Origin of the sequence: Rhodococcus cerastii, from assembly GCF_033042195.1 — a bacterium.
Classification (GTDB): domain Bacteria; phylum Actinomycetota; class Actinomycetes; order Mycobacteriales; family Mycobacteriaceae; genus Rhodococcoides.
This window is the reverse complement of sequence record NZ_JAWLKF010000006.1, coordinates 1-20,639: the sequence shown is the minus strand read 5'-3', so window position 1 is coordinate 20,639 and position 20,639 is coordinate 1. Positions and strand designations below refer to the sequence as shown.

Here is a 20,639-nt window from a genome sequence, read left to right as displayed (position 1 = left end):
GCGCGGGGGGGGGGCCCGGGGGGGGGGGCCGGCCGGGGCGGCCCCCCCCTCGTTGGGGGGGGCGGGGCCCGCCGCCGGGGGGGGGGCCGCCCCCCCCCCCCCCCCCCCCCCCCCCACCACTGCCGCAGCGTGTTTCAGAAGTGAATCACCCCGCGCATGTTCTTGCCGTCGCGTAGGTCCTGGTAGCCCTCGTTGACCTGCTCCAAGGAGTAGGTCGAGGTGATGAGTTCGTCGAGCTTGAGTTGCCCGGCGTCGTAGAGGCGTAGCAGGCGCACGATGTCGTACTGCGGATTCGCGGACCCGAAGAGCGTGCCCTTGATCGTCTTTTGATTCAACGTCAGATCCGTGCCGGACACGTGCACAGTCAGCTTCTCGGGATCGGCGAGCCCGGTGATGACGACGGTGCCGCCCTTGCCGATGGCCGCGGTTGCGGCTTGCACGACCTCCTCGTCGACGGTTCCGACCAGAATCAGAGCCTGGTCCGCTCCCTGACCCCACGTGAGTTCGGTCAACTTCTCCTGCGCCGACGCGTAGTCCGCGAACGCGTGAGTCGCCCCGAACTTCAGCGCCTGGTTACGCTTGAACTCGAGCGGATCGACGACGAGGACATGCTTCGCGCCCGAATGCACCGCTCCCTGAACGGCATTGATGCCGAGGCCGCCGATGCCGTAGATGATCACGGAGTCACCTGCGCGTACACCGCCCGCGTAAACGGCGGTACCCCAGCCGGACGGAACGCCGCAGCCCACGAGAACTGCTGTCTCCAAGGGCAACCAGTCGTCGATCTTGACGACGGAGTGCTGCGAGATGGTGGCGCGTTCGGAGAAGGTGCCGAGCATGCACATCGCTCCGAATTCGGTGCCCTTGCTGTCGCGGCGACGGAACGTGCCGTCGGGCATGCAGCCCTCGAGGATCGTTGCGCCCATGTCGCACAGGTTCTGTCGGCCGGTGGAGCAGTAGCGGCAGGTGCCGCAGTTCGGGATGAAGGAGCAGACGACATGGTCGCCGGGCTTGACCTTGGTGACGCCGGGACCGACTTCTTCGATGATGCCGGACCCCTCGTGGCCGCCGACGATGGGGAAGCGTGGTGGCAGGTCACCGTCGAGCAGATGTAGATCCGAATGGCACAGTCCTGCGGCCACGTACTTGATCAGGACTTCACCGGGGCCGGGGCCGTCCATGTCCAGTTCGATGATCTCGAACGGCTTGTGTGGCTCGAACAGTACTGCTGCTTTGGTCTTCACGGAGATTCTCCTGACGTCGATTCAGCGGTCGATGGATGTGGCGTGTCCGACGGTGCCGCTGCTCTCGTATTGCCGGGCGCGCATCCATGCATGGAATTGTGACCCCGATCACGGGTGGAGAGTGTTCAGAAAGTGGACAACCTCAGCCGAGGATGCCGAATTCGCGCATCCGCTTGTACAGCGTGGTTCGACTGATTCCCAGGCTCTCCGCCGTCGTGCGTTTGTTCCCGCCCTGCCGCGCCAACTCGTGCACGATGGCGTCGCGCATCGCGGTGTCGAGGGTGCTCATCCGTGTGGTCGACGCTTTCTTGCGCGGCCGGACCAGTTCCCGTTCGGTGATATCTCCGACGGATCTGCGCGACGCGGCCTCGGTGACCTCGGCTCGGAGTTCGCCGATGTTGCCCGGCCAGTCGTAGTCGATCAACGCCGACAACGCTGCCGGGGTGAAGTGCGCGCGGGACTCGAGCTCGGCCATGATGGCGCGGACCAGGTCCGGAATCTCGTGTCGGCGAGAGCGCAACGGGGCCAACTCGATGGTCTCGGCGCACAGGGACAGAAGTTGGCGATGTTCGAGTTCGGCCGAGTCGGTGGCCGAACTCGACAGCGCGTACCACCCGGGAGCGGACGACAGAATCGAATGCAGCCGGCTCGCCACCGGGCCGGTGAGGAAATGCACGTTCTCGACCACGACATCGTGTGCCGCCCGGATCTGATGCTCGACGCCTGCCAACCACTCGGCCGCAGTCGTCGTCACCAGATCCGACGCGTCGAACCAGCGTGGTGACGTCGTTGCTGTCCATCGGGCCAGAGTGGTGGATTTTCCGGTGCCGGGTTCACCGTTGACGCACAACGGCTTTCGCGTCTTCGGTGCCGGTGGTGGTGTACGCACGGTGTCGTGCGGATCGATCTCGATGACGATGCCCGCGGCCGACACCGGACGTTCCCAGCGCACGGTTGCATGCAGTCCGGAATTGAGAATCACATCCTGTACGACGCCGCTGCGCCGGACCGCATCGTCGGTGAGCGAGCGTAGTGCGGAGTGATCGACTGTGTCCACTATTGTTGCAGCGCTGGTGTTTTCGAGCAGGATTTCGTCGGCTATCGCGATGACGGGTGCACCGCGGCGCTGTGAGGATGCGTACTGAAAAGCCTGGAAGAGTCGTTGTTCGCCCGAACGCGTCTCTTCGAGGAGCCTGCCCTGAATGTCCTGTGCGGCATGGACGAGCATCGGTTGGAGCAGCGGGTTGTCGTCGGAGGCCAGGAAGGTGATGTCGAGGACGCCCTCGATGCGGCGGGTGACGGGGTGGATGAGGGGGTGGCCGTAGCAGCCGAAGGTTTTCATCGACTCGATGTAGTGCTCCTCGGCGTGCACAGCGCACGGGGCGCGCATCTCGAAGCTTGTCGAGATCGAATTGGTGCCCGACGCCTGTTCGGTGAACGAGCGGCCGACGACCGCGCCCATGGAGGACACCGCATCTCGTAGCGAATGGGTTCCGAAACGGAGATCGACCAGCCGGGCGTCACGGTCCGCGAGCAGGACGCAGTACCCGGAGCCGTGGAGCACGCTCTCCATCCGATCGAGGATGGGATTTGCCGCGGCGAGGAGGCGGCTACGACGGTCGACGTCACGCAGGCTCGCCTGCTCCAGGGTGTCCGCCGGTGCGAGACCGCTCTGCGCCGACCGTTGCCAGGACTTGGCAATGGAATCTCGGAGCTTCTCGGCACCGCTGGGCATCTCGCGCACCTCCGTCGGCCGGCGCATGGTCGTCATACGACGGTATCGCCGACTGCTCCGCTCGACGCACGTTTCGACGGAACCTGCCCGATCGGGCAGTGGTGGATTGACAGCGTGCTGTCATGTGCGCAAAATGACAGCACACTGTCGAAATTCTGGAGGTTCGAGATGACAACGATCGCTCTGTACGCCACCGACACCATGGCCGACTGGGAGTACGGATACCTCACCGCCGGGTTGGCCATGGCTCGTGAACAAGACCCCGACGCCAATCGGCTGATCGTTGCATCCGAGACAGAAGACGTCGTCACGACGATGGGAGGTCTGCGAATCACTCCCGATGTCGCGGTGGCAGACCTTCCCACTCTCGATGCGTTGATTCTGCCCGGCGCGCCCAGTTGGGACTCCGGTCACGACGCGGTGCTGAGGCTCGCAGTCGAACTCGTTGCGGCGGGAACGCCGGTCGCGGCGATCTGCGGCGCAACGTTGGGTTTGGCCCGAACCGGAGTGCTCGACGACCGGCCACATACCTCCAATGCCGCCGAGTTCCTCACGCAGGCAACCGAATACCATGGTTCGGAGTACTACCGCGACGAGAAGGCAGTGTCCGACGGCACCGTGATCACCGCAGGCGGCGTGAGCCCGTTGGAATTCGCGAAGCTCGTGTTCGAGCGGTTGAACGTGTTTCCGCAACCTGTGGTCGACGCCTGGTACGGCCTCTACACGACGGGGGAACGCAAGTACTACGACCAGCTGGCCGGCGCATGAAGCAGCGCACTCCCGAGGGAGATGCGCTGACTGCGCTGGTTCTGCCCGTCTTCGAGCTCAACGGTGAATTCCTCGCCGCCGCACAGGACATCACCGAGCCGACGGGTCTGACTCCGGCGTGGTGGCAGGTTCTCGGAGCCACCTTGGACGAGCCGCTCTCGGTAGCCGACATCGCGCGACGCGTCGGGCTGGGGTTAGCGCGTCAGAGTGTGCAACGCACCGCAAATCTGTTGGTGGACAAAGGATGGGCCGTGTACGTCGACAACCCGAACCACAAGCGCGCGAAGCTGTTGGAACCCACCGCCAAGGGCCGCGACACCGTTGCCGAGCTGCGGGATGCGCAACATGCATGGTCCGATGCCGTGGGAGCCGCTGTGGGAGAGGGCGAGCTGCAGGCCTTTGCGGCAACCCTGGAGAAGATCCTTAGGGCATCCAGGGACTATCGCGGCGGCAGTGCATAATTCGGGCATGGTTACGCTCGGGGTACTGCTGACCGGATTGCTGGCCGGGTTGTCGATGCAATCGGACGGCATCGACATCCTCGGCGACACCAGCGTCGGCGGGCTGCTGCTCTCCAGCGGCGGTGGGGGAGTCGCGGTCGCGCTGATCCTTGCGTCGGGTACGGCGATGGTCGTTCGTCGTCGCAGCGTTCTGGCCGGACTGTCCATCGCCGCTGCAGTTGTCATCGGGGGATCGGCACTGCTGTTCTCGTCCGATTTCGCCGAGGTGATGGCAGGCGGAGTCCTGTTGGGATGCAGTGCAGTGCAGGCGAACAGCACGCGGGTTCGGCAGGCGCTGCTGACGGCATCGTTTCTGCTCGGGCTGCTCAGTGTGGGTGCAGTAGAGGCGTTACAGCACAGCGCAATTCCCCGGCGCTACGCCGACTACCTCACCGAATCCGACATGGGCACACCGGTGGTCGTGCCGGTGCTCTGTGTGCTCGTGATGGTGGCTGCGGCGTGGGCAGCGCGCGCCGAACAGGGCGAAAGCCCGGCCACCGATCGCGACATCCGCACAGTCGCGGCAATACTGCTGGTGGCGATCGGTGGGCTGCTGCTCAATATGGTGTTCGTGTTCAGCATGTTCCAGAGCCTGTACGGGTTCGGCGGCCGCTGGTACTACGGACTCTTCGTCGTACCCGTGTTGTTCGCGGCGGCCGGCCTGCTACCGGGCCGCGGCGGCGTCATGGTTCTCGCCGGAACGGCGGTGTTGCTCACCTCGACCACCACGGCCGGGGTGGGTATCAGTGTCTCGGCCCGGGCCTGGACACTGGGACTGGTAGCTGTCACCGCAATCGCGGTGGCCGCCGGTGCCGCGCTCGGATTGCGTTGGGGGCGTCCGTTGATCGGCGTCGCAGTTCTGGCGGTGGTCTGCGTGACGGCACTGTTCGAGCAGCCGCCGCTGGACAACGTTCACTACGTCGCGACCCTGATCGTCTTTCCGGCCGCCGCAGCGTACCTGTACGTGGCGTGCACACCGGCCGCACCGACGCCGTCGACCCTCGGCCTCGCAATCCCGGCGGCGATCACGGTGCCGATGGTCGTCACCTACGGATGGACGTCGTACACGCCGTTGACCTCTGCACTGACGGACACGTCCTGGCCCCGCGTCGAACTCTGGCTCTCGACGGGCGGTGCATGTGTCGCCGTCGTGCTCGCAGGTCTCGGGATGTGGGCTCTGAACCGCTACCGGACTCTGCTGTAGACGACGTGTAGCACCTGATCCGATCCCACCGTCTCCGTCCGCTCGAACGCTGCCGGATCCCGACCGTCGTAGATCGGTTCTCCCGCTCCGAGAATCACCGGCGAGACCGCAAGATGGAGGTGATCGACGAGCCCTGCCTTCAAATACTGCCGAACCGTCGATGCCCCGCCGCCGAGGCGCACGTCTTTGCCCGACGCCGCCTCGTGGGCGCGATCGAGTACGGCCTCGATGGGGTCGTCGGTGAAGTGGAACGTGGTGCCGACCATCTCCAGAGGTGGCCGCGGGTGATGGGTCAGTACGAACACCGGGTGATGGTACGGCGGCTCCTCTCCCCACCAGCCGCGCCAGTCGTAGTTGGGTCACTCGTCGCGGACCGGACCGAACATGTTGCGGCCCATGATGGTTGCGCCGATGTTTTCGGTACCGAGGTCGCGCATCCGCTGATCGGCATCCGAATGATCGGCGAACACCCACTGGTGCAGCGCCATGCCGCCGACGCCCATGGGGTTGTCCTGGCTCTGATCGGGACCGGCGGCGAAACCGTCGAGCGAGACCGACAGATTGTGTACGCGAAGTGTCATAACCGAGTAGACCAGCAGCGAACCGCGAAGTCACCGGAGTACCGTTTTCTTCATGGCTTACAGATACCTCGGAAACAGCGGACTGAAGATTTCGGAGATCACCTACGGCAACTGGTTGACCCACGGATCGCAGGTGGAGAACGACATCGCCACCCAGTGCGTACGCGCGGCCCTCGATGCCGGCATCACCACGTTCGACACGGCCGACGTCTACGCCAACGGAGCAGCCGAGACCGTGCTGGGCGACGCGCTGAAAGGCGAGCGTCGGGAATCGCTGGAGATCTTCACCAAGGTCTACTTCCCGGTCGGACCCAAGGGCCCCAACGACACCGGACTCTCGCGCAAGCACATCCTCGAAGGCATCGACGCGTCGCTGCGTCGGCTCGGCACCGACTACGTCGACCTCTACCAGGCCCATCGCTACGACGTCGAGACTCCACTCGAAGAGACCATCGCCGCATTCGGTGACGTCGTCCGCCAGGGCAAGGCGCTGTACATCGGCGTCTCCGAGTGGACCGCCGATCAACTGCGTGCCGGGCAGGAACTCGCCCGTCAGGACGGCTTCTCGATCATCTCGAACCAGCCGCAGTACTCGGCCCTGTGGCGCGTCATCGAGGATCAGGTGATCCCGACGTCGAAGGAACTTGGTATCTCGCAGATCGTCTGGTCGCCCATCGCCCAGGGAGTGCTCACCGGCAAGTACCTCCCCGGCCAACCTCTGCCCGACGGCTCGCGCGCCAAGGACGACAAGGGCGGCGACAAGATGATCGCGCGCTACCTCGACGACCAGACGCTGACCCGCGTGCAGCAGCTCAAGCCGATCGCCGACGATCTGGGAATCACCATGGCGCAGTTGGCTGTTGCGTGGGTGCTGGCCAACGACAACATCGCCGCCGCACTCGTCGGTGCCTCCCGCCCCGAGCAGATCGCCGAGAACATCAAGGCCTCCGAGGTCACCCTCGACGGCGACGTGCTCGCGAAGATCGACGATGCGCTCGGCGATTCGGTCGAGCGTGACGCGGGGAAGACGGGCTCGCCGGAAGCACGTCTGGTCTGACCGCCTGCCGGCGTCGGTCCGAGGCGAACAGGGTAATAAGGACGTATGGACATGATCACCGTCGATACACCTCAGGGCCAGGTTCGCGGTCGGACCGACGCCGGCGTCACCTCGTTCCTCGGGGTGCCGTATGCCGAGGCCCCGTTCGGCCCCCGTCGATTCCAGGCACCGTCGCGGCCGCCCACCTGGGACGGAGTGCACGACGCGCTCGAGCTCGGGGCCACCGTTCCCAAGGTGGGCTACCGGCCGCCGACCAGCGAGATCCTCAGCGAGCCGGTGGTGCCGGGCGAGGACTGCCTGAACGTCAACGTCTTCACCCCCGATGTCGGCGGCTCGGCACCGGTGTTCGTCTGGATCCACGGCGGCGCATTCGTCAACGGCAGCAACGCGATTCCCACGTACGACGGTTCCGCGTTCGCCCGGGACGGCGTCGTGGCCGTGGTGATCAACTACCGACTCGGAGTCGACGGCTTCGCACTGATCGACGGTGCCCCGGCCAACCGCGGAATGCTGGACCAGGTCGCGGCTCTCGAATGGGTCCGCGACCACATCGCTGCCTACGGCGGTGACCCGGCGCAGGTGACCATCGCCGGTGAATCCGCGGGCGCGATGAGCGTCGGCACCTTGATGTCGATGCCCCGTGCCGAGGGACTCTTCCAGCGGGCAATTCTGCAGAGCGGAGCCGGGCACCATGTCATTGCCGCCGAGACCGCAGGCAAGGTCTCCGCAGCATTGGCGTCCGCGCTCGGTGTGGAGGCAACGGTCGACGGATTTGCTTCGGTGTCGGTGGACGCGTTGGTCGACGCTCAACGTGCATTGTCCGATCGGATCACCGCCGAGGCCCCGACCGGGGCGTGGGGTGAGCTGGCCTTGAACGTCATGGCCTTCGAGCCGTACATAGACGGGGATGTCGTTCCGGCGCTGCCTATTTCGCGGATCAGAGACGGCGCGGGCGCACAGGTGGACGTGTTGATCGGAACCACCAGTGAGGAGCACGCGTTCTTCATCGTGCCTGCCGGCCTGGTCCCTCACATCACCGAGGACTACGTGAAGATGGTTCTCGCCGGGTACCGAGCCGACCCCTCGGCGCTGGACCGGTACCGCGAGCAGCTGCCCGAGGCCTCGGCCGGCGAGCTGATGATCGCCGTCATGACCGACTGGTTCTTCCGCATCCCGGCCACACGCCTGGTCGAGGCCCGTTCCGGAAATGCATTCGTCTACGAGTTCACTTGGCGCTCATCGCTGTTCGACGGCGCACTCGGAGCCTGCCATGCACTGGAGATTTCGTTCGTGTTCGACATGCTGCACAAGCCCGAGACCGCCCGCATCACGGGCCCGAATCCGCCGCAGCAGGTGACCGACCAGATGCACCGTGCCTGGGTCGATTTCGTGCGCGACGGCTCTCCGGGCTGGGACCCGTACGGCACCGACCGGGCCGTGATGATGTTCGGCAACGAGCCGGGCGTCTCCCTCGACCCGAGGCCGGCAACCCGCGCGGTGTGGGACGGGGTTCGCTGACGTTCTCTCGGCAACCTCCGAACGTCGTCTGCGGGGTGGCTCACCGGCGGGTTAATCTCGGATATGCGCAGATTCCTTCCTGGTTTCGGTACGAGTTCTCCGGTCCCCGCGCGGCCTGCTCGCGTCGTGGTGGTCGGTGGGGGCTTCGGCGGATTCAACGCCTTGCAGCGGCTGACGAAGCTGCTGGGGCCAGATCGCGCCGTGCTGACGTTGGTGGCCCCCACCGACTACCTGCTCTACAGTCCGCTGCTACCCGAGGTCGCCACCGGCGTTCTCGATCCGCGGGACATCGCCGTCTCGACCCGGCAGGCGTTGCCGCGCGTCAAGTTGGTACTCGGTCACGTCACGACCGTCGATTTCGACGCGCGCGAGCTGACGGTGATCGGCCCCGACGGCGACTCGACGCTCGAGTGGGACAAGCTGATACTCGCACCCGGGTCGGTGACCAAGCAGTTCGACATCCCCGGTGTCGACGAGCATGCGTACGGGCTCAAGACGCTGAGTGAAGCCGTCTACATCCGCAACCACGTGCTCGCGCAACTCGACGCAGCCGATGCTCTGCCCGACACCCCGGAAGGCCGGAGCGAACGAGCCGAGCGGCTGACGGTGGTGGCCGTAGGAGCCGGTTACACGGGCACCGAATTCGTTGCGCAGATGCAGAATTGGGTCAAAGGCATTGCGTCCCGTTGGGCGAGCGTCGACCCGGACGAGGTGCGCTGGGTGCTCGTCGACGTGGCCGACGCGGTGCTGCCGGAGCTCGGCGCGCGACTGGGCAAGGAAGCGCTTGCCGTGCTCGCCGAGCGAGGTGTCGACGTCCGGCTGGGGGTGTCGGTGGCATCGGCCACCGCAACGTCGGTGACGCTCACCGACGACGAGGTGATCCCGTCCCGGACGCTCGTCTGGGGAGCAGGCGTCGCCGCGAGCCCGCTCATCGCACGGCTGGGTCTGCCCACAGCGGGCGGACGCCTGGTGGTGGGCGCGGACATGACCGTCCCCGGCGTAGAAGATGTTTGGGCGATCGGCGACGCGGCGGCAGTCCCCGACCTCGCCGCCGGCCCGTCGAAGCCAACGCCGCCGACGGCGCAGCACGCCCAGCGCCAAGGTGTGGCCGTCGCCCGGAACGTCGCGGCGTCCCTCGGTGTCGGGCAGGCGCGTCCGTACAAGCACACGGATCTGGGGCTCGTCGCCGATCTCGGCGGATTCGACGGTGTGGCAAAGCCTCTGGGCATTCCGTTGACCGGACCCGTCGCGAAGTTCGTCGCGCGCGGCTATCACCTGTACGCGTTGCCGACGGTGTCTGCACGAGTGCGGGTGGCAACGGACTGGCTGTACTCCTCGGTGCTGCCGACGCGCGTCGTAAACCTGGCCCAGGTGCGATCCGAGGACGCGCTGATCAAGAAAGCTCAGGCAATCGATCTGTACGACCGAACGTAGGGAAGCTCATGGCATGCCGCATCGGTGAACTCGTCCTGGAGTGCCGTAGCCCGGAACTGCTGGCGCAGTTCTGGTGCGAGGTATTGGGATTCGTCGAGCTCGATCGTGAGGGTGGGGAACTGATCGAGATCGGGCCGGCCTCGGGGTTCGGTGGCCTGCAGCCCACGATCATTCTGAGCAGGCACGAGCAGCCGAGAACGGGAAAAGGTCGGCTGCACATCGACGTCAACCCCACCGACCGGGATCAGGACGACGAGCTCGAGCGGCTGCTCGCGCTCGGTGCCCGCCCGGCCGATGTGGGCCAGACGGGCGACGAGCAATGGCACGTCCTCGCCGACCCCGAAGGCAACGAGTTCTGCCTGCTCAGAGCGCAACTTACGGAATAGCCCATGTGCGCGGTAACTCGTAGCAGGCTACGAGTTACCGCGCACATGCATCACCGAAGGTGATGCACTTCCTGCAGTCCGTAGACCGGGGTGTCGATGCCCTCGTAGCGCGCCTTGATCTGCAGTGCGAGGTAGAGCGAATAGTGCCGCGACTGGTGCAGATTGCCGCCGTGGAACCAGAAGTTCTCCTGCTGCGTCGGCTTCCACATGTTGCGCTGCTCGCCCTCCCACGGACCGGGATCCTTGGTGGTGTTCGAGCCGAGGCCCCAGCACTTGCCGACCTTGTCTGCGGTCTCCTGATCGATGAGGTCTGCCACCCAGCCGTTCATCGAGCCGTAGCCGGTGGCGTAGACGATCAGATCGGCAGGCAGTTCGGTGCCGTCGTCGAGCACGACGCCGGTCTTGCTGATCCGATCCACCTGCCCGGCAACGAGTTTGATCTTGCCGTCCGCGACCAGCTCGGACGCGCCGACATCGATGTAGTAGCCCGAGCCGCGGCGCAGGTACTTCATGAACAGCCCGGACCCGTCGTCGCCGAAATCGAGCTGGAAGCCGGCCTTCTCGAGCCGATCGTAGAAGTCCTTGTCCTGCTCCGCGATCTGCTGATACACCGGGATCTGGAACTCGTGCATGATCCGGTAGGGCAAGGACGCGAACGTGAGATCGGCTTTGCCCGTGGTCATTCCGGACTCGACGGCCCGCTCCGAGTACAGATCACCCAGCGCGATATCGCACAGCGAATCGGATTTGACGATGTGTGTCGACGAGCGCTGCAGCATCGTCACATCGACACCCGTCTCGTACAGCGCCTTGCAGATGTCGTGCGCGGAGTTGTTGGAACCCACCACCACGACCCGCTTGCCGACATACGCGTCGGGACCGGGGTGTTCGCTGGAATGGTGCTGCTCGCCCTCGAATTCGTCCATGCCGGGGAAGTTCGGCACGTTCTTCTTGCCGGACATTCCGGTGGCCATCACCAGCTGCTTGGGCTTGAGAATCACTTCCTCGCCGTCGCGGTCGAGAACAACGGTCCACTCCTTCGCCACCTCGTCGTAGGTAGCGGACTTGGCAGTGGTCTTGGTCCAGTAGGGGACCTCCATGACCTTGGTGTACATCTCGAGCCAGTCGCCGATCTTGTCCTTCGGCGCGAACACCGGCCAGTTCGGCGGGAACGGCAGGTACGGCAGGTGGTCGTACCAGACCGGGTCGTGCAGACACAGGGACTTGTAGCGGCCGCGCCACTGGTCGCCGGGGCGCTCGGCACGGTCGACGACGATCGCAGGCACACCGAGCTGACGGAACCGAGCGCCGAGAGCGATACCGCCCTGGCCGCCGCCGACGACGAGGGCGTACGGCTGCACGCTGTAGCCGAGTTCCTTCTCCTCGATCTCCTTCTTCTCCGCCCAGTTCTGGGTATCGGCATTCGAGCCGTGCACCGCGCCCTTGATGCGCGAGCTGCCCTGACGCTCCTCGTAACCCTTGAGCTCCTGCATCGTGGTCAGCAGCGTCCACGCGACGTCCTGGCCGGTATCGGCGTCGACGGTCAGGCGCAGATGACCCTTGCCGCGGCTGGTCGCGGTCTCGAACTCGATCCACGCCGACACCACGCCGTCTGCCTCGTCGGGAGTCTCGGTGGTGTGGAAACCCGTCGGATCGGTGTCGTCGAGCCGCTCGGAGAGCATGTCGGACACGCCGTCGCGCCCCTCCACCGTCTTCAGATTCCAGGTGAAGGTGACGAGATCGCGCCAGAAGCTGCTGACGGCGAACATGCCGGCAACGCGGGGAATATCGCGCGCGACCAGCGCCTGCTCGAACTCCGACAGCCAGGCGTCGACCCGTTCCTGCGGGGTGTGGGTGCGGGCGATGTCGACCGGCTCGATGGTCTGGGTCATCAAAACTCCTAGCGGTGTGCGGGACCTTCTGTGTGACCCAGCACACTCCTTCAGGGGTGGGTGGTCGAGAGTTGCAGGGGGTTGCAGTGCGAATCCGGTGCAGCTGACCGCGCTCAGCGCGGTCGAATGCACCCGATTCCGAGGGCAGTGACTGCAACGCGCTGCAACCCTGTCCGAAGTGGTCGGCGTCACATAGACATGAGTGCATCCGACGATCAGGAGTGAAGCGATGCGCGCAGCTGTGTACTACGGCCCCAACAAGGTGGAGATCACCGACGTACCCGAGCCGAATCCAGGTGAAGGGCAGGTCAAGATCCAAGTCGGGTTCAACGGAATCTGCGGAACCGACCTGCACGAGTACTACGCCGGCCCCATCTTCATCCCCACCTCGCCGCATCCGCTGACCGGTCAGGAGATGCCGCTGGTGCTGGGCCACGAGTTCTCGGGTACGGTCACCGAACTCGGCAAGGGTGTCACCGGCATCAACGTGGGCGACCGCGTGGCCATCGAGCCGCTCTACCGCTGTGGGCACTGCGGCCCGTGCCGCGCGGGCAACTACAACATCTGCGCGCAGATCGGCTTTCACGGGCTGATGTCCGACGGCGGAATGGCCGAATACACCGTGGTGCCCACCGACATGATTCATGCCTTGCCCGACAACGTCTCCCTCGAACTCGGTGCGCTCGTCGAGCCGATGTCGGTCGCCTATCACGCTGCGACACTCGGGGATCCGAAGCCCGACGACACCGCGATGGTGTTCGGGGCCGGCCCTATCGGCATCGGACTGTGGTTCGCGCTGCGCGGCAAGGGCGTCGAGAACGTGTACGTCGTCGAACCATCGCCGACGCGTCGAGCATCGATCGAAGCCCTGGGTGCGAAGACCCTGGACCCGACGGCTGTCGACGTCCCCTCCTTCGTCGCCGATCTCACCGACGGCAACGGAGCCGATGCGATCTACGACGCGGCCGGCGTTCAACCGGCCGTCGAGACAGCGCTCGGATGCATCGGTGCGCGAAAGCCACTGGTCAGCGTCGCGATCTACGAAAAGCCACTGACCACACCGCTGCAGAAGCTGGTGATGAACGAATCCCGCATCCAGGGCTCGCTCTGCTACACCTCCGCCGACTACGAGGCCGTCATCGATCTGATGAGCCAGGGCCACTACGACACGACGGGCTGGGTGGACAAGATCACGCTCGACGGAGTCATCGACGACGGCTTCGAGGCGCTGCATGCGGGCACCAAGATGAAGGTTCTGGTCGACCCTTCCACCGGGGCAGCGTCATGAGCGCGGTGCTGGTGACCGGTGCGGGCCAGGGCATCGGCCGGGCCATCGCGCTGCGGTTGGCGAACGACGGACACGACATCGCCCTGGTGGATCTGGTCGAGGACAAGATCGCCGGCGTCGCCGATGAGGTACGTGAAACCGGCTCGAAAGCAACGACATTCGTGGCCGACGTCAGCGACCGCGATCAGGTGTTCGCCGCCGTCGAGCACACGCACGAGGCGCTCGGCGGGTTCGACGTCATCGTCAACAACGCGGGCATCGCGCAGGTTGCGCCGCTCGACGATGTTCGACCCGAAGACACGAAGAAGATCTGGGCCGTCAACGTCGACGGTGTGCTGTGGGGAATCCAAGCTGCTGCAGCGAAATTCAGGTCTCTCGGCCAGAAGGGCAAGATCATCAACGCGTCGTCGATCGCCGGTCACGACGGGTTCGCCATGCTCGGGGTCTACAGCGCAACGAAATTCGCTGTTCGTGCACTGACCCAGGCCGCAGCGAAGGAATACGCAGCCGAGGGGATCACCGTCAACGCGTACTGCCCCGGCGTGGTGGGCACCGATATGTGGGTCACCATCGACAAGCGTTTCGCCGAGCTGACGGGCGCAGCGGAAGGCGAGACCTACGACAAATTCGTCGGCGGCATCGCCCTCGGTCGCGCGCAGACCCCCGAGGATGTCGCGGCGTTCGTCTCGTATCTCGCCGGGCCGGACTCGGACTACATGACCGGCCAGGCACCGTTGATCGACGGTGGTTTGGTCTATCGGTAACCCCCGTTGATGTCGATCTGTGAGCTGGAGCACAATTGACTGTGATGACGCAGTCGACAGGTCCTGAACCTGCGCTGGCGGCCGGCGAAGACCCGCGCCGCTACGCGCAGATTCTCACTGCCGTGTACGACGCGACCATGACCGGCGGCAAGTCACCCGCGCGTCCCCGCGAGGTCATCGGGGACTCGTGGCGGCGGTTGCAGACCCTGGGCATCGACCCGGAACTGGGCAACCCCGCCGAGACGCAGATGGACGTCTCCGACCTCGAGCTGAGCCGTCGGGAATCGGGGCTGTTCGACATCCTCGACGATTTGGCCCGCGGCCTGGAATCGGTGGTGCAGGACGGCGACAATATCCTGGTCGTCGCCGATCGGCACGGCCGGGTGCTGTGGCGCAGCGGATCGACGGCGGTACTGGACCGCGCCGACGACCTCGGCTTCGTGGAAGGCGCCAACTGGGCCGAGGACTCGGTGGGCACCAATGCCATCGGCACCGCGCTGGTCTCCCGGCGCGCGGTGCAGATCTTCTCGGCCGAACACTATGTGCGCAGCCATCATTCGTGGACGTGTGCCGGTGCGCCGATTCGGGACCCTCGGACCGGTCAGGTGCTGGGAGCCATCGATGTCAGCGGCCCGGCGAAGACTGTCCACCCCACCACCATCGCACTCGTCGACGCCGTCGCACGGTTGGCGGAATCTCAACTGCGGGAACTTCATCGAAGCACCCTCGATCGACTGCGCTCGGTGGCCGCACCGATGCTCGCGCGCCTGCAGTCCCCGGCCCTCGCCGTGGACGCGAACGGTTGGGTCGCGGCTGTCGAATCGGTGGCGCTGCGCAATCGCATTCTGTTGCCCGAGGATCTGGCGACCGGACGCTTCTGGCTGCCGACCCTCGGCGTGTGCGACTTCGAGCCGCTGCCCGGTGGATGGCTCGTCCGACCCACCAGCACGATGGATTCCGGCGTCGCCGATGTCGGATCGACGAGAATTCGCATCGACCTGCGCAATTCGCAGAAACCTCGCATCGAAGTGCGCAGCGAGGTGGGGGAGTGGACCCACGAGCCGACGCCTCGGCACGCCGAAATTCTGTACTTGCTCGCCACGCATCGGCAGGGGCGAACCGCGTCGCAGATGGCCGCGGATCTGTTCGGCGACGACGGACGTGCCATCACCGTGCGGGCCGAGATGTCGCGGCTGCGCAAACACCTCGCCGGCATCATCTCCACGCAGCCGTACCGACTGGACGAATCCGCGACCGTCGAACTGGTCATGCCATCGGACATGAGCCGATTGCTGCCGCATTCGTCGGCCCCCGCGATCCGGGCGGCACGGGGCTGAGCCGTAGCGCAGAATCGAGGGAATGAACCGCCTCGCCCGAATCCTCGACGCCTCGGATCCGGGACAGGTACGGCTGCGCGGCGCGTCGGCGACGACGCTGACGGTACTGCTGGCGATGGTGACGTTGGTGCTGATCACGCGCGCCATCGGGCAGCCGGTGACGGTGGCGATGCTCGGAACCGTCGTGGCGATGCAGGCATCGGCCGCGGTGAAGGACAAGGACCAGCACAGTCGGCTGGTCACCACCGCACTGATGGCGCTGCCGGCCTCGGCAGCAGTGACGTTGGCGGCGTTGCTCTCCGAACTCGGCAAGGTGGCCGACGTCGGATTCATCGTGGTGTTGTTCACGGCCGTGTGGGTGCGCCGTTTCGGCCCACGTGGCACGGCGCTGGGCATGGTCTCGTTCATCTCGTACTTCTTCGCGCTGTTCCTGCGCGCGACGCCGGGGCAGCTGCCGATGCTCATCGCGGCGATCCTCGGCGGCTTGGTGATCGCCCTGTTCGTGCGAGCGGTCATCTTCCCGGATCGGCCGATCGTGGAGGTTCGTCGATTGCTGTTCGCCATGCGGGCGGTCTCGGTGTCGGTGCTCGAGGCGACGTCGGCAGGGGAAAGCCGCGACCTGAACCTGGTGCGCCGCAGACTCGACCGACTCGGCAACACGGCGCTGATGATCGACGACTGGCTCGACCGACACGATGCCGGGCAACTGCTCAGTGTCACGAGCACAGATCTGTCGCTCCGCGTGTTCGACGCCCAGATCGCCACCGAGCAGCTCGTCAGCTCACTGTGGGCTCTGGATCCCGCGAAGCCCTGGCCGACAGCGCTGGGGCAGGCGACCACGGCACTCGGGTCGGTTCTGCAGAACACACCGTCGCCAGAGCAGTTGCGTGCAGCCCGTCGGTTGGCGTCCACAGCAGCCGAGCGCGCCGACCCGTCCACCCCCGCGGGGATTGCCACGGTCTCGGCGCAACGAGCTGTGCAGGCGCACATCGCTATTCATCACATCACCACCAATGCGGTTGCCGTTGATGCGGGTCCCCGAGTCGTCCCCGAACCTGCGACGAAGGACACGCCGAGCGGACTCAATCCGAGCACCAAGGCCGCCATCCAGGTGGCCGTCGCCACCAGTGCGGCGACCGTGCTGGGTGAACTGGTCTCACCCGACCGTTGGTACTGGGCCGTACTGACGGCGTTCCTGGTGTTCACGGGGGCGTCGACGCGCGGTGAAATCCTCACGCGCGCTGGCCAACGCGTCCTCGGGACCATCGCGGGTGTGCTCGCCGGGGTGGTGATCGCCGCACTCGTGGGCAACAATCAACCCCTGCAGCTGGTGCTGATCGTCGTCTGTGTCTTCTTCGCGTTCTATCTGGTGACGGTGGCGTATGCGCTGCTGTCGTTCTTCGTCACCATTCTGCTCGCGATGCTCTACGGGCTACTGGGCACCTTCAGCATCGAGGTGCTCGAGCTTCGGATCGTCGAGACCGCCGTCGGCGGCGTGGTCGGTATGGTCTCCGCCTACTTCATCTTCTCGACGAGCACCCGAAAGACATTGGTGGACAAGGTCGATACGTACCTCGACCAGCTGGATACGTTGATCAAATCGAGCGTGGAATCGGTCATCGCTCCGGGCGAGGAGACCGACCTGGTGGCGTCGACGCGCACGCTCGACAATGCGTTGAAGGACGTCGTGACGGCCGGAAAGCCGCTGGTGCTCGGGCCGGCGACCCGCAGCAGGCGAGGCGCGAAACGACTGCTACGAGTGCTGGCAGTCAGCGGCCGATCGGCGCACGCTCTGGCCCGCGCGGGCGTGCTCGCCTCCCGCGCCGAGGCGGAAACGGCTCCGACGGCCGAGACTGCCCAGGCTCTGCGCGACGCGGCGGCTCTGGTGCGCGACACTGTGCGTCACGTCGAGGCAGCCGTTGCCGGAAATCACGTCGAGCCGCCGGAGAAGATCACCGAGACAACGGTATTGGACGTGCTGCTCACCTCCGCCAACGCGCCCGGTCCGCTGCGGGGTGCGGTGCGCGCACTGAACACGATGAACCGAACACTCGCCGATGTGTTGACTCGGAGTTGACCTTCACATCGTGACAAGGTCTTGGCTGACGGCCATGAACGAACTACTTCGGCACCACGCTTCTTCGGTTCGGCTTCGAGCAGCGCTCGATATCGGCACCACGCCGGACCTACAGTTTCTCGACGCGTTGCTGCAGCGGTGTGCCGTCGAACCGGATTTTCAGGTGCGAGAGATGTTGACGTGGGCGCTGATTCGACTTCCCGCGTCGGCGACGGTTCCGCGGTTGATCGAGAAGGTGAGATCGGGCGGCGCGCAGGCACGCAGCCAGGCGCTACACACGTTGTCGAAAATCAAGGACGAGTCGGCGTGGGAGGCGATCACCTCTTCCGTGCTTGTTGATCCGGACGACGAAGTGGCCCGAAGCGCATGGCGAGCCGCAGTGGTTCTGGTGCCGGCAGGAAGCGAATCAGCATTGGCGACAATGCTCGCCACCCAACTCGGCCGAGGTGGGCACGACGTCCAGCGGAGCCTCAGCCGCGCGCTCGTTGCGCTCGGATCGGTGATCGAGGAGATGCTGCGGGAGGCCGCGTCGAGCACGGATCCAGCCGTTCGCGCCCATGCGCAAGCAACCGAGGCGCTGCTCCGAGACCCGGACGCCGGATTCGCAGTGTTCGAGGCCAAACGTATCGATGCCCTTGGCGTGGTCGACTCGGCGGGGTGAGATAGAACGATGTTGATCGGTGAGGTGGCGCGGCGGTCGGGCGTCAGTGCGCGCATGCTCCGGCACTTCGACAGGCTCGGACTCGTGCGCCCGACGTCGCGTAGCGGCACCGGCTACCGCGAGTACTCCCCGGATGATGTTCGACGCCTCTTCCACGTCGAGTCTCTGCGTTCGCTCGGGTTGTCTCTGCACGACGTCGGGCGAGCGCTCGACGACCCGAACTTCGCGGCCTCGGGACTCGTCGACGAGCTCGCCGCCCGAACGGAGGAACGCATCGCTCGGGATACCGAGTTGCTCACGCGGTTGCGTCGCATCGGCGACCTGCGGCCGGCGGACTGGGAGGACGTACTCGACACTGTGGCGCTGCTGAGTGATCTCGGGTCTGTCAGTGCAGGGAAGCGGCAGACGGCGGCGCTGTCCTCCGTCGGAGATCGACCCATTCCGGCGGACGCCCTGGCCGAGGCGGTGCTGCGTGAGCCCGCAACCAACGTGGCCGGCGCACTGCGGTGGGCTCTCGCTCAGTCGGGTGGGGACGCGATCGGGCCGCTGCAGGAGGGCCTGAACTCACCGAACCCCGAGGTACGACGCCGCGCCGTGGATACCGTCGTCGAGATATCTCACCCCGCTTCCACCGAACTGCTGACCGAGTCGCTGGTCCACAATGACGAGCAGGTCCGGCGGGTTGCTGCGCTGGAACTGGCAGCGCGAGGGGTGGTCGATGCTGTCCCGACGCTGATCGAGATGGTGCACGCCGGAACGAACGATGTGGATGCCGCGGATGCCCTGGGCGTGCTGGGATCCGCCGACTCCATTGTGGCGGCGTTGATGGACGGCATCGACGATTCTGTGGTGCGACAGCGAGTGACGCAGGCGTTGGCGAGCATTCCGGGCTCGGCAGCGCTCGCGGCGCTGCGGGAACTGTCCCGGGATTCGGAGCGATCGATTGCACTGACGGCCCAGTACATCCTCGGCCGGAGGGAGTGAAGACCTTCGGTACCGTCGGAGGTATGAAGGCTTTCGGACTGCTCGCGGCATCGATGATCATGTTGACTGCCTGCTCCACCGCAACCACCCCGGCCGCACCCGCCGAACCCGTTGCCGAGAACCAGGTGACCGTCGCCGATCGGATGTACTCGCCGAAGTCACTGACGATCTCCGTGGGGGACACCGTCACCTGGGTGTTCGCCGACCGCGGCATGGCTCACAATGTGGTCGCCGACGACAACTCGTTCCGGAGCGCTTTGATGGAGACCGGTCAGTTCACGCACACCTTCGACACCGCGGGGACCTTCACCTACCACTGCACCCCGCATCCGGACATGACGGCGACGATCGTCGTTGAACCGTGACGGACGCTGGAACCGTGATGGACTGGTAAGCATGACAGCACCCACCCGATCGCGCAGCATCGCCGCACCTCTCGGTGTTGCCGCTGCGGCTGTCGGTGGGGCAGTGCTGCTGCACGTTCGTGACCCTCGCACTTCGGCGTACCTTCCCTGCCCGTTTCACGCGCTGACCGGATTGTGGTGCCCCGGATGCGGCACGACCCGGGCTCTCGGTGACCTCACCCGCGGAGACATCGCGGCGGCCGCGTCGAGCAATGTCGTTGCGGTTGTCCTTGCCGTCGGCGCGTTCGCAGTGTGGGCGCTGTGGTTGCGGGCTCGGTGGACTGGACACCCGCTCGAACTCCCGCGATTCAACCGCCCGACGGTGATCGTCCTGATCGCCGTCCTCACCGTGTTCACCGTGGTGCGCAACACCCCGTGGGGCACCGCGATCGCCCCGACCTGACATCACTAGGAGTTAAACATGCTGCTGGAAATCTTCTCGATCATCGTGCTGCTGGGCGTGCTCATCGCGCTCATCCCCACGGCCCGCCGCGTCTTCAAGAAGGGTGACGACGAATGAGCGACTCGCTGAAGGATCGCGTGCGCGCGAAACTGCTCGCCCAACTCGCCGACGACGGAGGAACGGCCGCCGAACAAGCGGAGGGCGACGACCCGCGACTGAACGCACTGCGCGACGACCTCGAAGCACTCGATGCTGCGCAGGACGGAGATCCGCTGATCGACGACATCGCCGCGAGACACTGGGTGCCCTGACCGCCCTGCCCCTGGGGAGTCAATGTGACTGTGAGTATGGATATGTCCGGTTGATACTGGATATCTGCAGTGGGCTGGGGCCTGACTCACA

General features: G+C 65.6%; 20 protein-coding genes and 1 pseudogene. 16 read left to right on the top strand and 5 right to left on the bottom strand.

Going from position 1 to position 20,639, the window contains the following annotated elements; genetic code table 11:
* Nucleotides 1-134: 134 nt before the first annotated feature.
* Nucleotides 135-1,244 (bottom strand): NDMA-dependent alcohol dehydrogenase, encoded by a 1,110-nt coding sequence (locus R3P93_RS12980; protein WP_068053551.1) that lies wholly within the window; start codon nucleotides 1,242-1,244, stop codon nucleotides 135-137.
* 142 nt (nucleotides 1,245-1,386) lie between these two features.
* A complete protein-coding gene (locus tag R3P93_RS12975) occupies nucleotides 1,387-3,015 on the bottom strand; it encodes a sigma-54-dependent Fis family transcriptional regulator (RefSeq protein WP_256980833.1) in 1,629 nt (542 codons plus the stop codon).
* A gap of 132 nt (nucleotides 3,016-3,147) precedes the next feature.
* On the opposite strand from R3P93_RS12975, the gene R3P93_RS12970 reads away from it, so the two are divergent.
* From R3P93_RS12970 to R3P93_RS12960, 3 genes are read left to right on the top strand one after another with little or no spacing between them, the layout of a single operon-like run.
* The gene (locus R3P93_RS12970; RefSeq protein WP_317533169.1) at nucleotides 3,148-3,747 is read left to right on the top strand and encodes a DJ-1/PfpI family protein; all 600 of its coding nucleotides are present in this window, start codon (nucleotides 3,148-3,150) and stop codon (nucleotides 3,745-3,747) included.
* Nucleotides 3,744-4,208, top strand: a complete 465-nt coding sequence (locus R3P93_RS12965; RefSeq protein WP_068053555.1) for a MarR family winged helix-turn-helix transcriptional regulator — start codon at nucleotides 3,744-3,746, stop codon at nucleotides 4,206-4,208. The genes R3P93_RS12970 and R3P93_RS12965 overlap by 4 nt, the downstream gene beginning before the upstream one ends.
* Before the next feature lie 7 nt (nucleotides 4,209-4,215).
* The gene (locus R3P93_RS12960; RefSeq protein WP_068053559.1) at nucleotides 4,216-5,451 is read left to right on the top strand and encodes a hypothetical protein; all 1,236 of its coding nucleotides are present in this window, start codon (nucleotides 4,216-4,218) and stop codon (nucleotides 5,449-5,451) included.
* Here the strand turns inward: R3P93_RS12960 and R3P93_RS12955 are convergent.
* Nucleotides 5,433-5,780, bottom strand: a pseudogene (locus tag R3P93_RS12955) (dihydrofolate reductase family protein); the annotation flags it as partial. The gene R3P93_RS12960 and the pseudogene R3P93_RS12955 overlap by 19 nt on opposite strands.
* A gap of 30 nt (nucleotides 5,781-5,810) precedes the next feature.
* On the bottom strand, nucleotides 5,811-6,032 hold the full coding sequence (locus R3P93_RS12950; protein WP_317533168.1) for a hypothetical protein: 222 nt from the start codon (nucleotides 6,030-6,032) through the stop codon (nucleotides 5,811-5,813).
* Between the two features lie 52 nt (nucleotides 6,033-6,084).
* Between R3P93_RS12950 and R3P93_RS12945 the strand changes: the two genes are divergently transcribed.
* From R3P93_RS12945 to R3P93_RS12930, 4 genes are all read left to right on the top strand, one after another.
* A complete protein-coding gene (locus R3P93_RS12945) occupies nucleotides 6,085-7,089 on the top strand; it encodes an aldo/keto reductase family protein (RefSeq protein WP_068053562.1) in 1,005 nt (334 codons plus the stop codon).
* Nucleotides 7,090-7,134: 45 nt separating this feature from the next.
* Nucleotides 7,135-8,607, top strand: a complete 1,473-nt coding sequence (locus tag R3P93_RS12940) for a carboxylesterase/lipase family protein (protein ID WP_394855299.1) — start codon at nucleotides 7,135-7,137, stop codon at nucleotides 8,605-8,607.
* 63 nt (nucleotides 8,608-8,670) lie between these two features.
* Nucleotides 8,671-10,041, top strand: coding sequence for an NAD(P)/FAD-dependent oxidoreductase (locus tag R3P93_RS12935; protein ID WP_317533166.1), 1,371 nt, complete (start codon nucleotides 8,671-8,673; stop codon nucleotides 10,039-10,041).
* A gap of 8 nt (nucleotides 10,042-10,049) precedes the next feature.
* Nucleotides 10,050-10,427, top strand: coding sequence for a VOC family protein (locus tag R3P93_RS12930; protein ID WP_068053571.1), 378 nt, complete (start codon nucleotides 10,050-10,052; stop codon nucleotides 10,425-10,427).
* 50 nt (nucleotides 10,428-10,477) lie between these two features.
* Here the strand turns inward: R3P93_RS12930 and R3P93_RS12925 are convergent, their stop codons facing one another.
* On the bottom strand, nucleotides 10,478-12,319 hold the full coding sequence (locus R3P93_RS12925) for an NAD(P)/FAD-dependent oxidoreductase (protein WP_317533165.1): 1,842 nt from the start codon (nucleotides 12,317-12,319) through the stop codon (nucleotides 10,478-10,480).
* A gap of 229 nt (nucleotides 12,320-12,548) precedes the next feature.
* Here R3P93_RS12925 and R3P93_RS12920 point away from each other — a divergent pair, with 229 nt between their 5' ends.
* The 9 genes from R3P93_RS12920 (at nucleotide 12,549) to R3P93_RS12880 (ending at nucleotide 20,548) form a co-directional block, all read left to right on the top strand.
* Nucleotides 12,549-13,607, top strand: a complete 1,059-nt coding sequence (locus R3P93_RS12920; RefSeq protein WP_094669125.1) for a 2,3-butanediol dehydrogenase — start codon at nucleotides 12,549-12,551, stop codon at nucleotides 13,605-13,607.
* Nucleotides 13,604-14,371: an acetoin reductase gene (locus tag R3P93_RS12915; RefSeq protein WP_068053580.1), complete on the top strand. Its 768-nt coding sequence runs from the start codon at nucleotides 13,604-13,606 to the stop codon at nucleotides 14,369-14,371. The genes R3P93_RS12920 and R3P93_RS12915 overlap by 4 nt, the downstream gene beginning before the upstream one ends.
* A gap of 44 nt (nucleotides 14,372-14,415) precedes the next feature.
* The gene (locus tag R3P93_RS12910; protein WP_068053582.1) at nucleotides 14,416-15,708 is read left to right on the top strand and encodes a GAF domain-containing protein; all 1,293 of its coding nucleotides are present in this window, start codon (nucleotides 14,416-14,418) and stop codon (nucleotides 15,706-15,708) included.
* A 22-nt stretch (nucleotides 15,709-15,730) separates the two neighbouring features.
* Complete coding sequence (locus tag R3P93_RS12905; protein ID WP_317533164.1) at nucleotides 15,731-17,785, top strand: FUSC family protein; 2,055 nt, start codon at nucleotides 15,731-15,733, stop codon at nucleotides 17,783-17,785.
* Nucleotides 17,786-17,819: 34 nt separating this feature from the next.
* A complete protein-coding gene (locus tag R3P93_RS12900) occupies nucleotides 17,820-18,446 on the top strand; it encodes a HEAT repeat domain-containing protein (protein ID WP_317533163.1) in 627 nt (208 codons plus the stop codon).
* Nucleotides 18,447-18,455: 9 nt separating this feature from the next.
* A complete protein-coding gene (locus R3P93_RS12895; protein ID WP_317533162.1) occupies nucleotides 18,456-19,430 on the top strand; it encodes a HEAT repeat domain-containing protein in 975 nt (324 codons plus the stop codon).
* A gap of 23 nt (nucleotides 19,431-19,453) precedes the next feature.
* Nucleotides 19,454-19,795 (top strand): cupredoxin domain-containing protein, encoded by a 342-nt coding sequence (locus R3P93_RS12890; RefSeq protein ID WP_269596638.1) that lies wholly within the window; start codon nucleotides 19,454-19,456, stop codon nucleotides 19,793-19,795.
* A gap of 31 nt (nucleotides 19,796-19,826) precedes the next feature.
* Nucleotides 19,827-20,237 (top strand): DUF2752 domain-containing protein, encoded by a 411-nt coding sequence (locus R3P93_RS12885; protein ID WP_317533161.1) that lies wholly within the window; start codon nucleotides 19,827-19,829, stop codon nucleotides 20,235-20,237.
* 113 nt (nucleotides 20,238-20,350) lie between these two features.
* The gene (locus tag R3P93_RS12880; RefSeq protein WP_094669129.1) at nucleotides 20,351-20,548 is read left to right on the top strand and encodes a hypothetical protein; all 198 of its coding nucleotides are present in this window, start codon (nucleotides 20,351-20,353) and stop codon (nucleotides 20,546-20,548) included.
* Nucleotides 20,549-20,639 lie beyond the last annotated feature (91 nt).